Source organism: Herpetosiphon llansteffanensis, from assembly GCF_003205875.1.
Lineage (GTDB): Bacteria > Chloroflexota > Chloroflexia > Chloroflexales > Herpetosiphonaceae > Herpetosiphon > Herpetosiphon llansteffanensis.
The window spans coordinates 1-23757 of the sequence record NZ_PUBZ01000123.1 but is presented as its reverse complement, the minus strand read 5'-3'; the positions used below and the strand labels follow the sequence as shown (position 1 = coordinate 23757).

The window sequence follows — 23757 nt, the reverse complement described above, 5'->3', positions numbered from 1 at the left end:
CCTTCATAATTTCATTAGAGTTCTACTTCGTCGGCATTGCCTTGTTCTTGGCTGGGGGTTTCTGGCTCGATGCCAAAATCGGGTGCTGGCTTGAGCCGTTGCATTGCCACGCTCAATTCAGCAGTGCGATTGTTGATCGCTTCCATATCATCGCCATCAAGCACCGCGCGCAGGGCAGCAATCCGATCTTCGACTGTGTTGCGAGCTGAGTAATCCACATTCTCATCTGCTTCACGCAGCATGCGATCGGCGGCGTAGATTACGCCATCGGCCTTATTGCGAGTTGCAATTTGATCGCGGCGGCGCGTATCACTATCAGCATGATCTTCAGCATCGCGAATCATCGAGGCAATTTCATCATCATTTAAGCCCGACGATGGCGTGATGGTGATTTTTTGCTCTTTATTGGTTGCTTTGTCGGTGGCGCTAACATTAACAATCCCGTTGGCATCAATATCAAAAATAACTTCAATTTGCGGCACACCACGCGGCGCGCCAGGAATGCCATCGAGGGTAAAGCGCGCCAACGATTTATTGTGGCGAGCTTCGGCGCGTTCGCCTTGCAACACATGAATTTCGACGCTATTTTGGTTGTCGCTAGCAGTTGAGAAAATTTGCGAGCGCTTGGTCGGAATCGTCGTGTTGCGATCAATTAACGGTGTCATCACGCCGCCATAGGTTTCGATGCCCAAGGTTAATGGCGTTACGTCAAGCAACAGCACATCGGTCACATCGCCAGAAAGCACGCCCGCCTGAATTGCCGCGCCAATCGCCACCACTTCATCGGGATTCACGCCTTTGTGCGGGTCTTTGCCAAAGAATTTTTTGACGGCTGCTTGCACAGCTGGCATGCGGGTTTGGCCACCAACCAAAATCACTTCATCAACTTCGCTGGCCTTCAAACCAGCATCTTGCAAGGCTAGTTTGATTGGCTTGAGCGTGCGTTCGACCAAATCGCCAGTCAGTTGCTCGAGTTTGGCGCGGGTCAAGGTGGTGTTCAAGTGTTTGGGGCCGCTGGCATCGGCGCTAATAAATGGCAGCGAAATATCGGTTTGCAACACGCTCGAAAGCTCTTGCTTGGCCTTTTCGGCAGCTTCCTTCAAACGTTGCAGTGCCATGCGATCGCTGCGCAAATCGATATTATTTTCGCGTTGAAACTCGCTTGCCAGCCAGTCGATAATCTTTTGATCAAAATCATCGCCGCCAAGGTGGGTATCGCCGTTGGTTGCGCGAACCTCAAACACCCCATCGCCAAGTTCCAAAATTGAAACGTCGAAGGTGCCACCACCAAGGTCATAGACGACAATTAATTCGTTTGTGTTGCGATCCAGGCCATAGGCCAAGGCGCTGGCGGTTGGCTCGTTGATAATCCGCAATACTTCGAGGCCAGCAATTTTGCCAGCATCTTTGGTCGCTTGACGCTGCGAATCATCAAAATAAGCCGGAACCGTAATCACAGCTTGGGTCACAGGCTCGCCCAAATAGGCTTCGGCATCGGCTTTGAGTTTTTGCAAAATCATGGCCGAAACTTCTTGCGGCGAATAATCGCGACCGCCCATCAAGACCCGGGCATCGCCATTGGGCGCGCTGGTCATGCGATAGGGAATCAGATCTTTGTCGCGTTGGACGCTGGGATGATCTAATTTACGGCCAATAAAGCGCTTGACCGAATAAATTGTATTTTCGGGATTGGTGACCGATTGGCGCTTGGCTACCAAGCCAACCGTGCGTTCACCGTTTTTGCTCAAGGCGACAATTGAAGGCGTGGTGCGTGCGCCTTCGGCGTTGGGAATAACCACCGCCTCGCCACCTTCCATGACCGCAACCACTGAATTGGTTGTTCCAAGGTCAATACCGATCACTTTACCCATATAGTTATTGCTCCACAGACAGCGACAAAGCATCGCTAAGCGACAGCCACAAACGGCAGCGATGCCACTTAAACGATGCTTTGCCTAGGTGCTCCTACTTGCCGACTTTGACGACCGTTGGACGTAAGACCCGTTCGCCGAGCTTATAGCCGCGGCGCAATTCGGCCACAACTTTGTTTGATTGGGCTTCATCGCCTTCTTCAAACATAATCGCTTCGTGAACGTTGGGGTCAAATTCTTCATCAACGGCGGGAATTGGTTGCAGGCCAGCGCCCTCAAGCACCGTTTCAAATTTACGTTGTACTTGTTTAACGCCGCCAATCCACTGATTGTTTTCAATTTCAGCGGGAATTTGGCCCATCGCCAAGAGCAGGTCATCGAGCACTGGAAGCAATTTCAACATCAAACCAGCGCTAGCATTGCGAATCAACTCCTCGCGTTCGCTTTCGGTGCGGCGTTTGTAATTTTTGAAATCAGCAATCGCCCGCATCCAGTTGGTTTTATGTTCTTCAACTTCGCGTTCGAGCGTGGCGATCCGTTCATTCAGGCTTTCTGCCTCGCCTTGAGGATTGGTATCGTCAGTTGATTGTGCTTGCACTTCTTCCGTCATGAGAACTCCATACCTCCGTAAAGATCAATCATGTATGCTCACAGCCTAGCATTCGCTGCTATTCTGTTGGTTCTATTTTGCGTTCGCCGTATAAATCGCCCATCAGATCGCTCATTACGCCAGCGATATAGCGCACGCTGGAGATTGAGCGCGGATAGGCCATGCGGCGCGGCCCTAAAACTCCGACGACTCCGGCAACATCGCCATTGACTCCGTAGCGCGAAAGAATCACGCTATAATCGCGCAATTCGTCGCGGCTATGCTCACCGCCAATAATCACTTGCACGCCATCAGAGGCCAAGGCTTGGGGAATGAGCGACTCAAGCATCGTGCCGCCTTCGAGAATCGAAAGCACCTCGCGCACTCGCGTGACTTGGCCAAACTCCGGTTGATGCAGCATCTCAAGCAAGCCATCGTGATGAATTAATTCGTTGACATGCTCCTCGAACTGCTGCATTGCCCGCGCCACGCTCTCGATGACCAGCACTTCAAAGCTGCTGAGCGGTGGCTGAGCCGCTGGTTGGGTCTGCGCAATCGCCACAATCGCTTTGGCCGAAGCTTCATGACAAAGCTCGTTAATTCGGCCAGCGATTCTGCTGAGTTGCTCTTGGGTGGTATGCGGATCGGCGGGCAGTGTTTGCTGTTTAACCGAGCCTTCGTGCAACACCAAGACCATCAACACCAAGGCATCGTTGATCGCGATCAATTCAATATGTTTAAAGCGACTTTCATAGGCACGCGGCGGAGTAACCACGGCGGCTGTTTGGGCAGTTCGGGCCAAAACCGCTGCTGCCAAATGAATCCATTGGTTCAATTCCGAGCGGATTTGATAGAACTGATGTTGGATCATGCGCTGTTCTTGGGTCGAAAGCGCCGCCCGATCCATCAGATTTTCGACAAAGAAGCGATAGCCAGCATCAGTAGGCAAGCGCCCTGCAGACGTATGCAAATGGGTCAAAAGGCCAGCATCTTCTAATGCCGCCATTTCGTTGCGGACAGTCGCCGAGCTAACCCCCAAACTCCTCGCAAGATCTTGCGAGGCGACTGGAGTTGCCGTATCGATATATTGTTGGATAACTGCCTTGAGAACCCGTCGTCGCCGCTCATTGAGTTCTAGATTCATCGCTCACCTCGCTTTAGCACTCTTGGCCGCCGAGTGCTAACTCGGTAAGTTATAAGATTGGCGTGCTCGCCGCACGCCGCTGAATATTGTAACACGCCGCGAAAGAGCTAGCAACGGGGCCACGCCAGCTCTTACATCGCTCTAACATTCTGCCAATTTAAACCAGTTGCGACTTAATCTCAAAAATGCTGCCAATTTCCGTTAGATCTCTATCGTAAGGACTATGCACATTTTGCCGATAATCGGCTATAATCGCCAAACGCTATTGCAATATGATCATCAAGTGCTATGAGGAGGGTACAAATCTGGGTCGGGGAGAAACTCTGTTGATTGAGGAGCAGGCAGCATCGGGGGGGTCTGGCAACTCGCCTTATAGCGTGATGCTGAATGTCAATAGCTTTAGTGTGTAAGGAAGGTCTATGCGTTCGATGCGTATGCTGCGTTTGCTAGCAGCATTAATTGTGGTGAGCATGCTTCCATTGAGCCGAAGCAACGCCCAAACTCCAACCACCAATTCACCAATCAATCGCTTGCTCAACCAAGGAGCCAATGTTGCTCGCCACAGCCAAACTGGCTATGTGCGTTGGATTGGCGCTGCTGCGGGTACAAGCCTTGATCAGCCAAGCGGCCTGAATCGCGCCGATACGCTGAATGTTGCCAACGCCTATGTGGCAGAATATGGTAGCTTGTTTGGCTTAGCGCAAGCCAGCGATGCAGCGGTTGCCAAAACCACCACCACCCAAGATGGTCGCCAAGTAGTGCGGTATCAACAACGCTACCAAGGCGTGCCAGTGGTTGCTGGTGAATTGCAAGTGCAATTGAACCAAGCAGGCGAATTGCTGAGCATGAATGGCGAAGTGTTGCCAAATCTCAATCTGAGCACCAGCGCCACATTGAGCCAAGCCAACGCACGCAGCATTGCAGAAGGCTATGTTGCCGCCAAATACGATGCCAATGTTGCCAGCTTGAATGTCAGCAACAACGAATTGGCAATCTACAACCCAGCCTTGTTGGGTGGCACTGGCGTGCAAAAAAATAGCTTGGTTTGGTTGGTGACGGTTGAATCAACCACCAGCGAGCCAATTCGCGAGTATGTGTTTGTTAACGCCCAGTCGGGTGATGTCAGTTTAGCCTTTAATCAAATTGGCTATGCCAAAAACCGCTTTGTTTGTAACGATAACAATGTGGTTGATAACGACAACACTCCCAATAATAACTGTGATGAAGCCAGCGAATATGTGCGAGTTGAAGGCTCAGCCGCCAGTGGCGATGCAGACATCGATGCCGCTTACGATTATTCAGGCGACACCTACGACTTCTTCAACTTGTTCTTTGGCCGCAACAGCATCGACAACAACGGCATGAGTTTGATTTCATTGGTCAAGCACTGCCCACCTGGCGCTGGCTGTCCTTATGGCAACGCCTTCTGGAATGGTCGCCAAATGACCTATGGCGAAGGTTTTGCTGCTGCCGACGACGTGGTTGCCCACGAATTGTCGCACGGCGTGACCGAATATACCTCGAACCTGTTCTACTACTTCCAAGCAGGCGCAATCAACGAAGCCATGTCGGATATTTTCGGCGAGTTCATGGATCAAACCAATGGCAGCGCCGACGATAACGCAACGACCCGTTGGTTGATGGGCGAAGATTTGGTTGCAGGTGGCTTGCGCAATATGCAAGACCCACCACAAGGCGGCCAACCTGATAGCATGTTAAGCCCATTGTATGTGCTTGACGCAAGCTTGGCTGATAACGGTGGCGTGCACACCAACAGCGGGATTGCCAACAAAGCAGCCTATCTGTTGACCGATGGCGACAGCTTCAACGGCCAAACGATAAACTCGATTGGCATCACCAAAACTGCCCATTTATTCTATGAAACCCAAATTAGCTCGTTGACTTCGGGCAGCGACTATGCTGATTTAGCATCGGCCTTGCGCCAAGCCTGTAGCAGCCTAACTGGCAGCCATGGAATTACTGCAGCAGATTGTGCTGAAGTTAACAAAACCATTATGGCCACCGAAATGGATCTGCAGCCAACCAATGCTCCAGCGCCGGACATCAAAGCTTGTAGCACTGGTCAAACCCAAGTTAATGTGTTTGCAGACGATTTCGAAGCCTTGCCAAATACCAAATGGACAGCAAGTGCCTTGAGCGGCAGCAACCACCGCTGGACAACCAGTCCAGCGAACTTCGTTGGGGCCTATGCAACCAGCGGCACTGGCTCGGCGACCAATATCAATGGCGTGTATGGTATCAACCAAGGTGTTGAAGCATCAGCCTTTACCCAAAATGCAGCTGTGACGGTTCCGGCCAATGGCTTTGCCTACTTCCGCCATGCCTATGATTTCTATGCACCAATCGATGCGGGCGTGGTTGAATATAGCACCAACAACGGCAATAGCTGGCAATCAGCAGCAATCTTGTTTAGCTTCAACGGGCCAAACAACGTTGCAGCAGATGGCGCATTTGAAGGCCAACAAGGCTATGTTGGCAATAGCAATGGCTACACCGCTAGCCGTTTGAATCTCTCAAGTTTGGCTGGCCAATCAGTGCGTTTCCGCTTCAAAGTGGCACTTGGCGACAGCCCAACTCCAAGCCGCTCAGTTACCTGGTCGATTGACGATTTTGCAATCTACAGCTGTAGCGGTGCAGTGACTCCAGCAGCACCAAGCCTGTTCGTAACCAGCGATGTCTTGGCTCAACAAGGCAAGATCAGCAGCGCTGTCATTGGTACGGCCTCTGATGATATTGATTTGGCTGGTTCGTTGGCCGTGAGCGTTGCTGGCGCACCAGCAGGCTTGAACGTCAACATCGCCAACCAAGCAGGCATCTTGAAAGCTACGGTCAATTGTGCTTGTACAACCGAAGTTGGCAGCTACCCAATTACTGTAACCGTCCGCGACAGTGGCAATCGCACAGCCAGCCAAGTATTCAATGTTGAAGTTGAAACCGCTGGCCAAAGCGTGATTGATGGTGGCTTTGAGCGCGGCGAAGGCTGGGAAGCCTTCTCAAGCTCGTTCGGTGATGTTTCACCACCATTATGTTTCTTGCCTGGCTGCGCTGGCACGCCACGTACCGGCAATAGCTGGTTGCGCTTTGGCGCACGCGCTGGCTCAGCCGAAACCGCCTTTGCAGAGCAAACCTTCACCTCAACCGCGAGCGACGCGACGCTTGAATTCTATCTCTCAATCTATGAACACAATGGCCGTGGCACGCAAGATTACGTCAAGCTTAGTATTGATGGCGAAGAAGTGTTCCGCGTCACCGACGCAAACACCGAATACGATAATGGCTATGCCAAAGTGACGATTCCATTGACCGACCTTGAAGCAGGCGCGCATGTGCTGCGTTTCGATTCGGTTAATAATTCGACAGCTGAGATTGTGCGATTCAGCATTGATGACATCAGTTTGATTACTGAAACCAATCAATGCCGTGGCGTTGGGGTTTATCTCCCAGCAGTCACCAAATAACGATTAACGTCAAAGCTCCAGCTTAGCTTAGGCTAGGCTGGAGCTTTTGGGTTTTAGCGCCCAAATGCCGTCAAGGCGCGCTGGAGCAAAAGCACATTCAGCGAGATATATGGCGCATACACCGATGCATCAGGCAAGGGAAACTGGGCAGTAATTTGGCCATGCACCCGCTGCTGAATCATATTGCCTGCCACCCCCACCAAAACCAGCGTTTCCGCATCGGCACTAACAACCGCATGATTGTGTAATGACAACTCATTGCTCCATTCCAAGGCTCCCGTTGCGGCGGCATAAACCCGATATTGCTTGCTGAGCACGGGCTGTTGCAAACTGCGTTGCCACCACAAGCGCGTGCCATCAGCCGACCAACCGACAATTGGATTGGTGGTTACCATTGGCCCACTTGGTTGTTGATCAAGCACGTGCCATGTTTGGCTAGCATGATCGTAACGCCGCAGTTGCGCGACACCCTGCGCCGAATCAACGGTTACGGCGGCCAAGGCTGAGCCATCGGGAGCCAAGGCAAGGGCATGGTCTGAGCTAAGCGGCAAGCTAACTGTACTAGACGTTTGGTTGGTTAAATTCCACCAGACCAGCTGTTGCTCGCTAGCAGTTTGGCTTTGGCGATAAACGAGGGTTTGTTGGTTGGCACTAACCCAAGTTTGCGGCTCGTAGGGCAATTCGGCCAACAGCTCTATTTCCGCTTCTTGGTTGAGCGTAATTTTGGCAAAGAACGATTTTTTAGCAAAGGCGCTCGTTGTATCGTCATGCAACAAGGCATACAGCGTTTTCCCGCTCCACGCTAGTGGTTCAATCGTTGGTTCGTTCAAACGAAAGCTTGTTTCAAGTGGAGTAAGTTGGTTGGTCGCTAAATCCAAGTGGAGTAATTGTTGCGCCGACCACGGTGCCTCTAACACAAGGAGTGCTTGTTGCAAATCTGGTGTCATCAAGCCATAGTTCAGATAACTTAAATCATCATCGACCCCAATAACATCAATGTGGCGCTGGGTTTGGGTTTGGAGATCGTCGAGCAATAGTCCATCAGACTTATTGTCGCCATAGAGCGCCAACGCCAGCAGATTAGGCTGTTCAATCAGCCACACAGATTCAAGCAATTCAACCTGTTGATCGCTCCAGAGCGTCGAGTATCGATAGGTTAAAGGCCATGGGTCGACAAACAGTGCAATGGGATAGCGCTCGGTTTCAGGGATCATGATTTGGGCGGTTGCGCTTGGTTGTTCGCTTGGCAAGGCTAGCTCAGGCATGGTTTGCGGCAATATAAAAATATTCCCAACTGCTTGGCTAGGCTGTTGGCCAACCGCAAAACTGGTGCGTTGTTGGTGCTGCGGATGCCATAGCTCAAGAAAGTAGTTCTCATACACATAGACATACCAATAGCCCGATTGATAGCTGGGAACAAGATCCAAACGCTGCTCAAAAGCATAACTATCAAGCAACGCGCCTGTTTCGAAGCTATAGATTTGCCATGTATAGGTCGATTCATAATCAAACTGCCCAGATACCTGACCAATTGCGATTTGTTGTAAATCGGGCGCAACGATGATTCTATAGCTACGCTCGCTTGGTGGTGGCGTAAGCTGAACTGTGCGCAAAGGCGCTCCAGTAAGCCCATCAAATTCAATCACAACCGACTGATTACTGAGCACAAAAAGTCGTTGCTGAACGAAAGTTGCAATTCCATCAGCAACATTTAAGCCTAAATCAGCGCTTCGTGGATCATAATATGTAATTTGCCCTTCCGGTTCAGATGAAGCACACCAAAAGGCCCCATCGCGATTCAAATGACAGTTGCTAGAAATATTACTAAACTTAATATCGCGCTGCTCAAGAATTGCCCCATCGCTTAACTGAACATGCATCCATGTCCAAGAAAATGGTCCAAGTTTTGGTTTGCTGCGCTCAAACACAAGATATACGCCCGTTTTGGCTTCATCAAGCACCGCCAAAGCTGAATCAGTCATAGAAAAGTGGTTGAATTCTAGCGACCAGCGGTATTGATTGGTTGCCAGATCAAAAAGCTCAATGAAATGTGCTCTATGGGTAATTGCCAGTTGTTGCTCAGCAAAGATACTGACAATTTTATCGGGATATTCCGCGCCAACGGGGGTTAATTCGCCACTCGCTGCAAGCCAAAAATAATTGATATCCAGGCCAAACTCTGGCTTTTTCAATTGCACTAGCACCCGCTCATTGGCTGGCATGCTCAAGGCTTGGGTGGGCGTGGCAATTGGTTGAGTTGGGCTGGCTTGGGCTGCCGACGGCAAAGTTGGGCTGGCTTGCTGAACGATGGTTGAAGTGGGCTGTTGCGCTTGGCAATTGCTCAACAACCCAACCAACACCCCCACCAAAAGCATTCGATACAATTTTTGCATAGCCTTCTCCTCTCTGGCTCCTATGGTTGCGGATAGACATACTCAACACTAAATGATCGAAATGGAGTCGTCGCATCAAAGCCATTAAATTGGATTAACGGCAACCAATGTTGATTGATTCGCTCCAAAATATACACATCGTCGGACATCACCACCATGACACGCTGGCCAAACCAATCACTCTTGGTCAGATTGAACCAATCAGCAAGCACCAGTGAATGGCCGATTTGGCTTGTGCGGCTAAATGTCAGCAAGCGTGAGTTAACCGTCTGGCTTTGCGCCAGCAAATAATATTGACTATCGCCCGACCACTGACCTTGAAAACTCCTAGCCATTGGCTGGCGCTGCAACTCCAAGCCCGTTGTACTATCAAACATCAAGAGCGTGCCATAGTGCAAGGGGTAAGTGCGCTCAAACAACATAATCGTCTGACCATCGGGCGAAATTTCAATCTCAAGGGCTTTGCTAGCACTGGTTGGCATAAGCAATTGGGCTTGTTGACGGAGAATTGAATAGCTCAGGAGCTGATCTTGGGAATTTTGATAGACAACCGTTGGCGCGCCAACCGTATACCAAAGCTCCTTTACCTCAGTCGAATCGAGCAAATTTGTGCCTTGGGTTAGATCATTGAATGCGGTTTGCCACAGCAGATAGCTATCATTACCAGCGTTTGGTGTAGAGCCAACAATCGTTGCCTGCTGACCATCCCAGTAAATTGGGGTTAAGTAGGTTGCAGCGGGCAGTTCAGCAAAAACACTACGTTTGCCAGTTTGCAGATCAACAACAAGACAGCGATTGACCCGTGAATTGGAGCTCTCATCGAAATAATAGCTATAACAAAGCACTATGCTTTGATTATCCGGCGCACTGACTCCCGCCATATCACTCAAACGTTTGGCTTCTGCTGGCTCTAACTCAAGCGTGATGGTGGTTTGGCTAGTAGGGTCAAATAGGGTCAAATATTCATCGTTAAGTCCAATCAGGAGTGGCGGAGCATTCAAACGGCTAATGCTATAGTAACTTGCTTGCTGTTCGACGATTTGCTGGCCTTCAGACTCAAGCAACAGGGTTTGCTCTTCATTCTGGATGAGCGCCAAGGGCTGATTTGCCAAAGCCACAGGCGCAAGCGGAGCATTCGCTGGAAATGGAACGCTCAAGGTTTCAAGCCGCGGAGTATCGACGATGGGTAATAGCGTGAGCTTAGGAATAAGGGCAAAACTGCTATATTCTGGCTGAGGTGCTTCAGGGTTATGCGCCAGTTCCATGATTTGGGTTTGGTTGGTCGTGAGATCAATCGTTTCCAATGTGCCAGTGCGATCGAGCAGCATTAAGTGTTGATCATCAAGAAAGCGAATCAACTGGCTTACATCATAGCTAGTTGTATGGGTTTGTTTATACAATAATTGGCGTTGCCAAAAACCAAGCCCATTGCCAGCCCGATCGTAGGCGAAAATATGTTGGATTAAATCTATGGCTGACTCTTCGGAGCGGTTAACAACCACAACCACATAGTTGAGGTCGGGCGAAACCAGCATCTGCTGAATGGTATCGGCACGTGGCAAGTGCGAGAATTCAGTTTGGTTGAGCGTTTGACGCGTGAGCAAATCGATTTCGCTGACCATGCCTGCGCCAAGAACCAAGGCACGCTGGCCATCGGCAGCCACTTGGGCAAACTCTAGCTGGCTAAAAAATGGCTCACCAAACCCAGCGCTATCTTGGTCAAACGGCCACAACTGGCCATCAGCCAAGAGCCATGGGCCATTAACCGTGGGTAGCACTTTCGGTTGTTCGCGCAGCAACGGCGCTTGATATTGGCGTAATTCTACTCCGCTACGGCTATCAAGCCCACGCAAACGCACCGTCGCAGGCTGAAACGGATCATTTGTGGCTTGCTTTTCAACCAACCAAACCACGTTCATAAACGGGTCGTTGACCACATCCAAAATTGTGGTTTCAAGTTGGGCTTGTTGGTTATGAATTGGCACTTGCCACAAACGCTGATCATCGGTCAACGAACGGGCTTCCAGCCACGCATAATTCCAACTCAACAGCACTTCATGCTCGCGATCGGTCGTGATCATCACATCCCAATTCGCGAGCGTGCCTCTGGTTTGGGACTCATTAACGCCATCCCAAATCACAAGTTTCGATGCACTGCTGAGCAAGAGCAATTGCTGATCGCCGAGATCAATTGTATTGCTGGCAGGAAGCGGCTGAGTTGGCGGCGACTGAATTGCGACACTTGGGGTTGGAACTGCTGCAACCACGGTCGCAGTTGGGATTGGCGTTGGTGGCGCAGGCGTTTGGGCCGCCAGAATCATGGCAATCAATAAACCAACCCCAGCCATAACCGGCAGGATTTGCCAACGACGGCCTGAGCCGCCAATCTTAGCGCGTTGCGAATGCTCTTCCATCAACAATACCTCTCATAGCGTTGCCCTCGTTTGAGCGCAATATCGAACCTTCCACAATCATAGCAAAATCTGCCGAGCTTAATTAGCGTGGATAAACATAGCGAATCCCGTGTCTCGCTGTGGTTGTTAGCTGGATACGCCAAGTAGGCCGCCACTCAGCAGCAGTTAATTGTAATTGCTCAAAAACGCCACGCCGATAAACCTCAGCCAGCATGGTTTGGCCAGCATTATCTAAGGCAATCGGGTTCCACCTAGCATCGAGTTTGGTTTTGGCTGCTAATCGCGCTTGGGTTACATCAAAAATATACAAATCTTCTGCTGGCGAGAAATCGTCGAACACTACCGCCAGCCAATGGCCATCAGGCGACCACAAAAATGGGCGACTAAAACCATAATGCCGCGCATAATCAAGCTGATACAGTTGTTGCTGGGCAAAATCATACAAGGCCAAATAATCGGTATGGGTCGCATAATCACGAATCGTCAAGGCTAAATGATCGCCAGCAGGCGAAAACCAAGCGCGTTCAGCCCAGCCGCGTGAATTTAATGGCAACTGCAGGCTATGGCTTTCATGCTGAACCAAATCGAGAATCTGCACGGTTATGCCATAGGCATCATTGACAAATGGATAGAGCAGCCAGCGTTGATTAGGGCTAACAACTACCTCTGCATCAGCAGGCCATTCGGTAAACGGCGTTGCTAATGTGGCCCGCAATGTGACAATTTTTTCAGGCTGAAACGCTGCGCCAAGCTCAACCCGCCAAATCGATTGATGGGTTTGTTCTTCGTTAAGCTGATGAAAATAAATCTGTTGGCCTTGCCATGCCAAGAGCCGCATATGGGCTAAATCAGGCCAGTCAGCAGAATCGGCAAGCACCTTCCAAGCGCCAGTTTTGGTATGCACCGCAACCAATTGATGATCAGCGGTAAATTCATCAGTGCTGCTTAAATCTTGCTGCACAATCGCCAGCAACTGCTCGCCATTAGCCGAGAGAATTGGATTAAATACGTCGTTCTGATCAAGCAAAATCATGCGATCAAACTGCCATTCCACCCGCTGCTCAGTCGCCGGATCATCCAATTGCCACGTCATAATTTCAGGCCGCGAGACGACCAAGGGCGGCTGATTTGGGCGTGGCAGCAGCGCCACAACGATTTTAGCAAGGTTGGTCAGCTGTTGCTCGCCCCAAACTTGGTTGAGCAGCGAGGTTGGCCCGTGTTCTGGCCATTCTTGCAGCAATAGTACTGGCTCGTTTGCTGGCGCGAGGGGCACAGGTGTTGCCAAATAGTCAAGCACATAATTTGGCGTGGGCGTTGGGTCAACCGTTGCCAGAAACTCAGTAGCTAAAGGCTCAACCGCCGCGCCAACAACTTCGCCCAGCCAATAAACCTGCTGCGTATGCGCCTCAATCGGAACCACATACGCTTCAGTGGTATTGGTTGAACTATTCCAGCGATACACCAAGGAGTTGTAAAAAAGCAGATCGGTTGTGGTAGGTGCGTTAAGCCATTGGTCAGCAGTGCTTGCTGGGTAAAATAATGAATACGAATTCTCAAAGTAGCGCGTTTGTAGCTCGCCATCGGTCAATCGATAAACCGAATAGTAGTTCCGCTGCTGATCAATATCAGTTTCATGTTCATTCAAATCACTGACAACCAGCAACATGGTTTGATCAAGCGCCAAGACGCTATCGGCGATCACGCCCTTGATTGGCTGCTTTAAACCCACCATGCGCTCGCTTCCGGTTGCCCAATTGATCAATCCCAGCTCGTCGCTGCTGCGAAAAATAGCCAATTCAGTTTGTTGGCCATTGCCCATCAGCCTGTTGTTGTAGCTCAGGCCAAAGCTGGTCTGAATGTTGGTCGCAGTATCCAAGCGCAACAATTCGCGCTGGCGCACAAACCAAATTTGGCCAGCAGCCGTCACCAGCGTCGTGCTATCGGGCTGAAACTGAAACTCTTTGGTTGGAGCCAACGCTCGACCATCAGCCAAAGCCCGATGACTGAAATGCCAAACGCCATGCTGTTTGGCTTTTTCAAGCAGATAGATGCCAGTTTGGGCCTGATCAAGCGCCAGCATGCCGCCCGCTGTGGGTGCTAATGGGAAGCGCCAACGCTCGCGATTGCTCAGCAAATCAAACGCAATCAGTTGCCGATTACGTGGAATCAGCAAGGTTTGCTGGGCTGGCAAAATGGCAACAAAGCGCTCACGCTGGGCATCAATCGCAGCAATTGGCACTACTTGATTGGGATCGGCACGGTTCAAATACACCTGCGAGCCAGCAGTATCGCGGTTGATCAAATAGATATGGTGTTCAAGCGCAGGCTCTGGTATTGCGGTTACGGTTGGAAAGGGGGTCATCGTAGCAAATCTATCACGAGTTGCCACTGCCAGCGGCAGCGCATCAGGCTTAATTGGGTCTGGCTTAATCAACTCAGGGTCGAGCGTAGCTAACGGGCCAAGTTGGTTGAACGCCAACGCCGTGCTAGCTTGAGCCTGTGCGGTCGGCAATGGCGTTGTGCTTGGAAATAGCACAATGATGGCGGTCGCGCTTGGTTTAATCTTGGTCGAGGTGGCAAGCGCTACGGCAGTTAGCTGGGTGGAGGGGCTAGGCTGCGCTTGATCAACAGGGCTTGGCGTAGACAGCAATTGGCTGAGCACACCAAGCCCAAGCAAAGCGCCAATAATTCCTAACACCAGCCAGCGCCCAACATTGCCAGATTTGGCATGGGGAGAACGATCATCCATCAGCAAACCCTCTCACTCGTGCTTGATCATGGGGAATAGTACGACCAAGCCTAGCGCAAGCGTCATGGGTTGCACAATGATAGCCAGCTGATGCTAAGCTGAGTTGGGCAGAGTTGAGCTGAGGAGTAAAAAAGCCCCTTACCCATGAGGCGGGCAAAGAGCTGGAATGAGGGGATCGTAGCATGTCAGGCTGCCGATCCCCAATAGGCTATGTTCTCTGTGCTTTTAGCGTGGATACACATAATACATATCTTCGAGTAAGCCGACACCTTGGTTAATGCGCCAATTAATCTGCAAGGCTTGGCCATCCCAGATAAGTTGCTCAAGGCTTGGTTGCCACAAATGTTGTGCCAGCAACGTTTTGCCATCATCATACAAGGCCACCGGTTTTTTGCGTTGATCGAAGGTTGTGCTCAACGCGAGGCTTGGCTGTTGCGCATTATAAATATTTAGCTTCGATTCAACGCTAATCATTCCAAAATTCACCAACAACCAACGCCCATTAGGCGACCACAAAAATGGGCTTTCGCCGCCACTAAAATACGCTTTATACGCGCCTGAATCTAGTTGATACCAACGTTGCTGCTCAAGCTGGTATAAGGCGGGATACGAATCTTCGCCACCAGCTTTTGGCAGCATAAACGCAAAACTGTTACCCTCAGGCGAAAAACTCAGATCATCGGATGCTAAGGGCATCAAGGGCAGGGCAATATCATGGCTTTGCTGCTGAACCAAATCGAGCACCCGCAACACCATGGTTTTATTGGCAGCAGCCAGCGGGTAGATGAGCCAACGTTGGTTGGGCGAAACATAGATACGGGCTAAAATCGCATTGCTCACATCAGGAATATTGGCCACAATCGCTGGAATTTCAGCAATTTTTTCTGCTTGAAATGGCGGCCCAAGCTGCACCCGCCAGAGCAATTGGGGGTTTTTGCTGGTTTGCAGGAAGTAAATGCTATCACCTTGCCATGCAAGCGGCTTCGCCCATTTCAATTCTGGCCAGGTGCGCGAATCGGCCAGCACAGTCCATTCGCCAGTTTGGGTGTTGATTTGCAGCAGTTGGCTGGCCCCAATAAATTGATCGTCGCTGCGCAGATCTTGGCCCACCACCGCCACCATGCTTTGATAATTCGGCGCAAGCAAGCTGTCGATAAAACTTTCCTCGCTTAGCATCTTTTCAAATTCCCATTCGACAGTTTGCTTGCTCACCAGATCAACCAATTGCCATGTTTTTGATTTAGGCCGTTGCAGCAACAAGGGCGGCTGATTATAGCGCTCAAACAACTTAGCGCCTTCCTCAACCAAGGTTTCAAGCGTTTGATCAGAGGTTAGTAGTTGCAAACGCAAATCCAAGCCCAGCCAATCGCCAAAAATTGCAACCGGCTGAATGCTTGGTGGCTGAATCGTTGGCAAATTGGGCTGATCATAAATTGGTACAAGGGTTGGTAAGGGCGTAACCGCCGCTTGATAGTCGCTCGTAGCCAAATTAATCGCTGGGCCTGCTAGCTCACCAAGCCATGCAATGCCATGTTGGCCCCAAGCTGAAGCAGAAACAACCTCGGTCAAGCTATTCGTTGCCACATTCCAACGGCTAACCGAACGTTGCCCAGTCTCCCAATCGGAGCTATAGATTAACCATTGATCGGAGGTTATGCTAGGGTGGAACGAACTAAGGCTGTCAACTTGGATAACGCCCAGTAACTGCCCAGTTTGTAGGTTATAGACCGAGCTGAAATAGCTATCATCAGATCGTGGATCGTCACTGCTGACAATGCTCTCAACCACCAAGGTTTGTTGGTCATTCGAAAACGTGGCGCTAAACAGATTGCCTTGAAACGGCGGATTTAATGCTACTTGCTGCTCGTTGCCAGTCGCCCAATCGATCAGGCTCAACGTAGTTGGCGCACGAAACACCCCCAAGAATGGCTGCCTGCCATCACCAATAATGTCATTAATCTTAAGCGCCCCAAAATCGCGTTTCGCCTTAGTTATGGGGTCAAATTGGAACAATTTATCATCATCGATGCCCCAAATTTTGCCATCGCTGGTGATGCTATGGCTATGGCCTGGCACGTTTAATGATCGTGGGCCATCGAGTACTTGCCCATCCTGAATCGCAAGCTGGCTCCAATTCCAACTTGCATCAACGCTACTCTGATCAAGCACATAGACCCTGTTGCCAGTCTTGTCGATCGTGAGTCTGCTTTTACGATCATAGGGGCTTTTGGGCAACAATTGCATAGTCCAACGTGGTTGTCCAGTTTTGAGGTCGATCGCAACTAAGTGTTGGTTGCGCGGCAGCAGCAAGGTTTGTTGCTCTGGCAAGAGCGCCATAAAGTTTGCTGCGTACTCATCAACGGTCGCAATTGGCACAAAGCCGCCGGCATCAACGCGAACCAATTGATATTGCTCTGTATCGGCGCGCACAAGAATTGCATAGCTATGGCTTTGGCCAGCTGGTGTAGGTTGCGCGGTTAACGTGGGCAACGGTGTAGGCGTTTGCAGCACAGCCGTTGTTGCTGGCATAATCGTTGGTTGGTCAATGACGGGCACAATTGTTGGCAACAACTCTGCATCATGCAGATCCTTGGTTGGAACGCTGGTAGTTGCCGGTTCAATCGTCGCTAACCGAACTTCGCCCTGGTCTGCTGGCAAAATTTGGATTGGCGGCGGCTCGCGGAACATGGTTGTTGGAAATGGTGAATCAACCATGGTTGGGCTTGGCGTGCTCATCGGCGTGGCTGAACCAAGCAAGGCCACCGCAGTCGATTCAACATGCGCTTCATCAAGCTTGCTAGGCATGAATGTCAAGACCAGCATCAAGCTAATTAAGCCAAGTGCACCAAGTACTGGCAGCAAACGCCACCAATTGTGATCCTTGCCAAGTTTCACCCGTTCACGTTGTGGTTGCATCGAAATTGTTCCTCTATTCAATCAGACTCTTTTTATCGATTGGCGCTGGTTTTTCGACTAGCCTAGAGCCAATCGCCAAGAACCAGCCGCTACTCCCATATGGTATCTGGGCTGTTTTCTGGGTTCGATCAGCGGGGATACAGATAATAAATTTGTTCGAAAGAATTGAATAGGTTGTTAATGCGCCAATTAATCTGCCATGCTTGGTCATCCCAGGTCAATTGCTCAAGACTACGTTCCCAGGCATGGTCTGTGATGATCGTTTTACCATCGTTATCTAATGCGATTGCTACTTTGATGAAATCCAAGTTTGTGCTCAATGTGAGGCTTGGTTGGCGACTATTATAGATATTCAAACGTTCTTCATTCCTGCTAATTTTTTTAAAATCTATCGCTAGCCAATGGCCATCAGGTGACCATAAAAACGGAGTTTCCCCATAAAGGCTACCATACATTCCTGAGTCCAGTTGATACCAGCGTTGTTCCTCCAGCTGATACAAGGCAGGAATTCCACGATTAGTCATTGCTGATGGGAGCATAAAGGCGAAACTATTGCTTTCGGGCGAAAAACTGAGATCGTGCAAAGACTTCAAGGGCATGGCAAGATCATGGCTTTGCTGTTTGACCAAATCGAGTATTCGCAGCACCATAGTTTTATTATCGACTGCCAGCGGGTAGAGCAACCAGCGTTGATTGGGCGCGACATAGACTTCGGCTGAAATTGGTGTAGAAGTAGCATTCAATTCTCTTTGCATTGTTGATGGAATTTGAGCAATTTGCTCAGCTTGGAACGGCGGCCCAAACTGCACCCGCCAGAGCAACTCAGCGCCGTTGCTTGGTTGCAAAAAATAAACGCTATCGCCTTGCCATGCAAGCGGCTTAACCCATTGCAACTCAGGCCACATATGCGAATCGGCCAGGACAGTCCATGCGCTGGTTTGCAAATTAATCTGAACTAACTGGCTAGTACCAGTAAACTGATCGTTGCTGCGCAAGTCTTGGGTGACAACCGCCAGCATACTTTGATAATTGGGGGCAAGCAAGGGGCGAAAATTTGACTCTTCAGGCCTAATAATCTGCTCAAATTGCCACTCCACTTTTTGTTGGGTAATGGGATCAAGCACTTGCCATTGCTGTGCTTGTGGCCGTTGCAGCACGAAGGGCGCTTGATTGTAGCGGGGAAATAGATTAATGACTGCTTCATCAAGCAGCTCAGCTGATCGACCAATCAGTCGCTTTACTGAAAACTCATTACCACGTTGATGGCCAAAAATTGCCACTGGCTGATTGGATGGCGGCTCAATCGTGGGTAAACTTGATTGATTAGCCCTAGACTCATCAGTTGGTAATGGCGTAACGGCTACCTGAAGTTCTGCGCTAACTGGATTGATTGCAGCACCAGCTAGCTCACATATCCATTTAACCTTAGAGCCACTCCAACCCTTCGGCCCAACCACTTCCTCCAACTGATTGGTCGCTACATTCCAACGCATGAGTGTCCGTTGGGCGCTACTCCTATCGGCTAGCTCAATCAGCCATTGATCAGCGGTCAGCGTTGGATAGAACAAGGAAGAATCACCAATATTTCTGGTCGCAATTAAGCTGCCAGTCTTCAGGCTGTATGCTGAAAGGAGGAATTTGCCATGACCAACCAGATTTGGATTTATATTGGCCACATTGCTTCTAACAACCAAGATGCTTTGGTCTTCTGAGAAACTGGCATTCATGACCCCTCCCTGAAATGGCGGATTTAATGACACCTGCCGCTCATTACCAGTTGCCCAATCGATCAGGCTCAGCTTGGTTGGCTCACGCAACACGCCCAACAACGGCTGGCGGCCATTGCCGATAATCTCACTGTGGCTGAGTAAACCAGAACCAAAACCACGTTTGGTGTTGGTCGTTGGGTCAAACTGAAACAGTTTTCTATTTTCAATCACCCAAATCTTGCCATCACTCGTCAGCGTGAATCGATCGCCTGCCAAAGATACTTGTTGTGGAGAATTGAGCAGTTGGCCGTCCTGAATCGCGAGATGACTCCAACGCCAGAGTGGCTCGCGGCCATTCTGGTCAAATAGGTACACTCCTGTACCAGCTTGATCAAGCGTCAAGCGGCTTCCATAGTCAAGGCTACTTTTTGGCAGCAAGGGGTGATTCCAACGTGTTTGCCCAGTTGTCAAGTTAATCGCAACCAACATTTGATTACGGGAAATCAACAGGGTTTGTTGGTCGGGCAGCAACGCCATAAACCGTTCAGTGGATCGATCAACTGTGACAATCGGGATCAATCGATCTGCCTCAACTCGCACCAATTGATCTTGCAGCAACGTGGCATGATTAATCAGTGCATAGATATGGGCTGCTTCGGCTGGTGTCGGCAGCGCGGTTAGCGTTGGCAGCAATGTGGGAGGTTGCGCCGTAATGGTTGCTTTGGATAGTTCAAGCACGGGCACAATTGTTGGCAACAACTCTGCATCATGCAGATCCTTGGTTGGAACGCTGGTAGTTGCCGGTTCAATCGTCGCTAACCGAACTTCGCCCTGGTCTGCTGGCAAAATTTGGATTGGCGGCGGCTCGCGGAACATGGTTGTTGGAAATGGTGAATCAACCATGGTTGGGCTTGGCGTGCTCATCGGCGTGGTTGAACCAAGCAAGGCCACCGCAGTCGATTCAACATGCGCTTCATCAAGCTTGCTAGGCATGAATGTCAAGACCAGCATCAAGCTAATTAAGCCAAGTGCACCAAGCACTGGCAACAGCCGCCACCAATTCCGATCCTTGCCCAGCTTTACCCGTTCGCGTTGTGGTTGCATCGAAATCTTCCCTCTCTATCAATCATTGGCACGAAGGCTATTGGCTTTTGGCAATAGGCTGGAGGCTATTGGCTATCGGCTTTTAGCCTAGCACGGGCAACCGATCCCCAGCCCCTGACCCCCGACCTCTCGTTTGTAGCCACAAATTGGCCCAGATTGGCACAGATTTATGTGATTATTCCTCAGTGCCAACAAGCTGTTCTTTTTTAGCCACGAATTGCACAAATTCCACAAATTATCCATTTCATCCCTCATAATTCATCCTTCATCCTTACTTAAATCTCTGCGCCTCTGCGTTAAAAATGCTCGACGTTTTTAGCCACAGATTGAATCAGATTCTGGTTCCAATAGCCCAAAGCCCATAGCCCAAAGCCCGCATCCCTATGCTCAGCGCGGATACACATAATGCAGTGAGTCAAGATTGATCTCAAGCGGAGCCATGCGCCACTCAGTTTGCCATTCGTGCTCGCGCCATGTCAACTGGGTAAAGGCTGGTTTCCAGGTTTGGCCAGTTAACAGCGTTTTGCCATCATTACCCAAGGCTAATAATCGATGTTCAATCGGCTCAATTTCGGAACGCAAAGCCAGGCTTGGTTGCTGGGTGTTGTAGATGCTCAGGCGGCGATTAAGCCCAATATAGCCAAAATTCACCGCTAGCCACTTGCCATCAGGCGACCACAAAAACTGATCGATGCCATTGGCATAAAACCCAGTATCAAGCTGATACCAACGTTGCTGCGCAAATTCATACAAGCTAACATAGGAATTATTTTGATTATTCAAGCTTGGCAGGATTAACCCAAACCGCTCGCCATCGGGAGCAAAGCTCAGGTGCACCAGATCAATCAATGGCAAGGTAAACTCATGGCTTTGTTGCTCGACCAAATCGAGCACCTTCACAAGCATAGTTTCCTTATTCGCCGTGGCTAGTGGATAGAGTAACCAGCGTTGGTTGGGCGAAACAACGATGCTGGCATAGATTGGGACACTTGAAACTGCTGGATCATTGGCAACAACGAATGGAATTTCGGCCAGTTTGGTGGCCTGAAATGGTGGGCCTAATTGAACGTGCCAGAGCACCTTTAGGTTGACCTCGACTTGCAGAAAATAAGCACTATCATCGTGCCATGCAATTGGTTTAGCCCATTGCAACTCAGGCCATGTCCATGAATCAGTGATCACATCCCATTCGCTGGTTTGGAGGTTAATTTGAATTAACTGACTGGAGCCAGTAAATTGATCAGTGCGCCGCAAATCTTGGCCCACAATCACCAGCAAACTACGATAATCGGGAGCGAGCAAAGGATTAAAATCCAAATCGCCAGCGCTAAGAACTTTTTCAAATTTCCATTCCACCGTTTGTTGGGTAGTTAAATCAAGCAGTTGCCACAGGCGCGCTTGGGGGCGTTGCAGCACTAAGGGCAGCTGATTGTAGCGCGGAAACGTGCGCACCCCAAAATCGGCAAGCAACTCCATCTGTTGGTCGCTATTGATTCGCTGAATAGCGCCGCCGCTAGCAATCAAGGCCACGGGCTTGGTTGTAGCAGGCAAGATCGTTGGTAAGGGTGTTTTATCGAATATCGATACAGGGCTCGGCAAGGGCGTAACCGCTGCTTGAAATTCATTGCCAAGCGGTTTAATTGGCGCACCAGCAACCTCGCCCAACCAAAGAATGTTCTGATCGCCAACAATCGCTGGCTCAAATACCTCGGTCAAGGTATTGGTTGCAATGTTCCAAAGGCTAAAATCGCGCTTGGAATTCACGTAATCGGGCGTGACGACTAACCATTGATCGGCACTCGTTGTTGGATAGAGGCTGCTAAACATACTATGCTTGATGGAGGCAATTAATCGGCCAGTTTGTAAATCATAGGCCAAATAATCATCATTATTTTCGCTCAGCGAACTCGTAGGCGAAGCAGCACTATCAACAACCAAAATCGTTTGATCGTTGGATAAAAAACCTGCTCTGAGCATCCGATCAAATGGGATTGCGGCCAATTCAACTGGACGCTCCTCACCAGTCGCCCAATTGATCAGGTTAAACATTGTGGGACTACGAAACACACCCAACAATGGTTGGCGGCCATCGCCCAAAATTGCAGCATTGCTGAGCGAGCCAAATTCTTGGTAGGCTTGGGTAGCAGAATCATAGTAAAAAAGTGTTTCCGGCGTGGAAAACCAAAGCTGGCCAGTGCTAGTTAGCAACAGTTGGTCAACCGCAGGCAATTTAAAGTTTTGGACTGGTTGCAGCAAAATCCCATCATTCAGCCCAAGATGGCTCAAACGCCAGATCATCGTTGCCTGATTCAGTTCAATCAGGTACACGCCAGTGCCAGCCTGATCAAGCGTCAAGCGGCTTGTATAATCAAGCGCCGTTTTGGGCAATAATCCATAGTGCCATAGTTCGCGACCAGTCGCTAAATCAACCGCAACCAATTGCTCATTCCGCGGAATCAATAAGCGTTGTTGCTCAGGCAGCAAGGCCATAAAGCGTTCAGCATAGGCATCAACGGCAGCGATCGAAACTAACTCATTGGCCGCAACTTGCACAAGGTTATGACCCGCAGGACTATGCACAATCGCATAGCGCTGACTTTGTGTGGCTGGCGTTGGACGCGCAGTCAAGGTTGGCAGCGGCGTAACTGTTGCTGCCTCAAACGTTGCAACTGGCATACTTGTTGCAGACTCAATCACCGGCACAATCGTTGGTAAGCGCGTCGAATTGTCGGGTAGGTTAGGTGGAACAGTCGTCAGCGCAAGCTCTGGTTGCACCGTCACCACACGAATCTCGCCCAAATTATCCGGCAGCAACTGAATTGGCGGTGGATCTGCTGGCCGCGCAGGAAACGGTGCAGCAATCAAGGTCGGGCTAGGTTGCATACTTGGCGTAGGCGAGCGAAGCAAGGCCACAGCGCTGGGTTCAACATTGGCATCATCAAGCTCATTGGGCATGAATGTCAAGACCAGCATCAAGCCAATTAAGCCAAGTGCGCCAAGCACTGGCAGCAAACGCCACCAATTCCGGTCTTTGCCAAGTTTGACTCGCTCGCGTTGTGGTTGCATCGGCATTGCTCCTCTATTCAATCATTGGCACGAAGGCTATGAGCTTTGGATTTTTAGCCTAGCACGGGCAATCGATCCCCGACCCCTCGTTTTAGCCACAGATTGCACAGATTCGCTAGATTATGTTCTCAAAGTCCAAAGCCTAGCGCCAATAGCCATGGATGATCTGCACCGCTAGGTTAATTTCCCGATCCCCGACCCCTCGTTTTTAGCCACAGATTGACTCAGATTTGGTTTCTTTTGGCCACGAATTGCACGAATTGATGTTCCGATAGCCAATAGCCAATAGCCAAACTTCCCGATCCCCGACCCCTGATCCCCGA

The 23757-nt window shown here is 50.2% G+C and carries 10 protein-coding genes; 1 reads left to right on the top strand and 9 read right to left on the bottom strand.

All coding sequences use genetic code 11. The features are described from left to right. Positions 1-14 precede the first annotated feature (14 nt). The 3 genes from dnaK to hrcA form a co-directional block, all read right to left on the bottom strand. Entirely contained in the window at positions 15-1871 is a 1857-nt protein-coding gene (dnaK, locus tag C5S61_RS19660) for a molecular chaperone DnaK (RefSeq protein WP_110517770.1), read from the bottom strand. Positions 1872-1965: 94 nt separating this feature from the next. Further along, positions 1966-2481, bottom strand: coding sequence for a nucleotide exchange factor GrpE (grpE, locus tag C5S61_RS19655; RefSeq protein ID WP_110517768.1), 516 nt, complete (start codon positions 2479-2481; stop codon positions 1966-1968). Between the two features lie 58 nt (positions 2482-2539). Further along, a complete protein-coding gene (gene hrcA / locus C5S61_RS19650; protein ID WP_110517766.1) occupies positions 2540-3604 on the bottom strand; it encodes a heat-inducible transcriptional repressor HrcA in 1065 nt (354 codons plus the stop codon). A gap of 419 nt (positions 3605-4023) precedes the next feature. On the opposite strand from hrcA, the gene C5S61_RS19645 reads away from it, so the two are divergent. After that, on the top strand, positions 4024-7083 hold the full coding sequence (locus C5S61_RS19645) for a M4 family metallopeptidase (RefSeq protein WP_110517764.1): 3060 nt from the start codon (positions 4024-4026) through the stop codon (positions 7081-7083). Positions 7084-7136: 53 nt separating this feature from the next. Here C5S61_RS19645 and C5S61_RS19640 read toward each other — a convergent pair whose 3' ends face one another. The 6 genes from C5S61_RS19640 to C5S61_RS19615 all read right to left on the bottom strand — a co-directional run bounded on the left by C5S61_RS19640 (position 7137) and on the right by C5S61_RS19615 (position 23434). Beyond that, a complete protein-coding gene (locus tag C5S61_RS19640) occupies positions 7137-9476 on the bottom strand; it encodes a hypothetical protein (protein ID WP_110517762.1) in 2340 nt (779 codons plus the stop codon). A 20-nt stretch (positions 9477-9496) separates the two neighbouring features. Further along, positions 9497-11890 carry a hypothetical protein gene (locus C5S61_RS19635; protein WP_110517760.1) on the bottom strand — a complete coding sequence of 798 codons (2394 nt, stop codon included), beginning with the start codon at positions 11888-11890 and terminating at the stop codon, positions 9497-9499. Positions 11891-11972: 82 nt separating this feature from the next. Beyond that, on the bottom strand, positions 11973-14639 hold the full coding sequence (locus C5S61_RS19630; protein ID WP_110517758.1) for a hypothetical protein: 2667 nt from the start codon (positions 14637-14639) through the stop codon (positions 11973-11975). Positions 14640-14864: 225 nt separating this feature from the next. Continuing rightward, positions 14865-17555, bottom strand: a complete 2691-nt coding sequence (locus C5S61_RS19625; protein WP_110517756.1) for a YncE family protein — start codon at positions 17553-17555, stop codon at positions 14865-14867. Positions 17556-17683: 128 nt separating this feature from the next. Then, entirely contained in the window at positions 17684-20368 is a 2685-nt protein-coding gene (locus C5S61_RS19620) for a hypothetical protein (RefSeq protein WP_110517754.1), read from the bottom strand. A 387-nt stretch (positions 20369-20755) separates the two neighbouring features. After that, positions 20756-23434, bottom strand: coding sequence for a hypothetical protein (locus C5S61_RS19615; protein ID WP_110517752.1), 2679 nt, complete (start codon positions 23432-23434; stop codon positions 20756-20758). Positions 23435-23757 lie beyond the last annotated feature (323 nt).

Excerpts from the sequence above, each read along its gene's own strand:
- dnaK (WP_110517770.1), bottom strand. The coding sequence starts at position 1,871 with ATGGGTAAAGTGATCGGTATTGACCTTGGAACAACCAATTCAGTGGTT.
- grpE (WP_110517768.1), bottom strand. The coding sequence starts at position 2,481 with ATGACGGAAGAAGTGCAAGCACAATCAACTGACGATACCAATCCTCAA.
- hrcA (WP_110517766.1), bottom strand. The coding sequence starts at position 3,604 with ATGAATCTAGAACTCAATGAGCGGCGACGACGGGTTCTCAAGGCAGTT.
- C5S61_RS19645 (WP_110517764.1), top strand. The coding sequence starts at position 4,024 with ATGCGTTCGATGCGTATGCTGCGTTTGCTAGCAGCATTAATTGTGGTG.
- C5S61_RS19640 (WP_110517762.1), bottom strand. The coding sequence starts at position 9,476 with ATGCAAAAATTGTATCGAATGCTTTTGGTGGGGGTGTTGGTTGGGTTG.
- C5S61_RS19635 (WP_110517760.1), bottom strand. The coding sequence starts at position 11,890 with ATGGAAGAGCATTCGCAACGCGCTAAGATTGGCGGCTCAGGCCGTCGT.
- C5S61_RS19630 (WP_110517758.1), bottom strand. The coding sequence starts at position 14,639 with ATGGATGATCGTTCTCCCCATGCCAAATCTGGCAATGTTGGGCGCTGG.
- C5S61_RS19625 (WP_110517756.1), bottom strand. The coding sequence starts at position 17,555 with ATGCAACCACAACGTGAACGGGTGAAACTTGGCAAGGATCACAATTGG.
- C5S61_RS19620 (WP_110517754.1), bottom strand. The coding sequence starts at position 20,368 with ATGCAACCACAACGCGAACGGGTAAAGCTGGGCAAGGATCGGAATTGG.
- C5S61_RS19615 (WP_110517752.1), bottom strand. The coding sequence starts at position 23,434 with ATGCAACCACAACGCGAGCGAGTCAAACTTGGCAAAGACCGGAATTGG.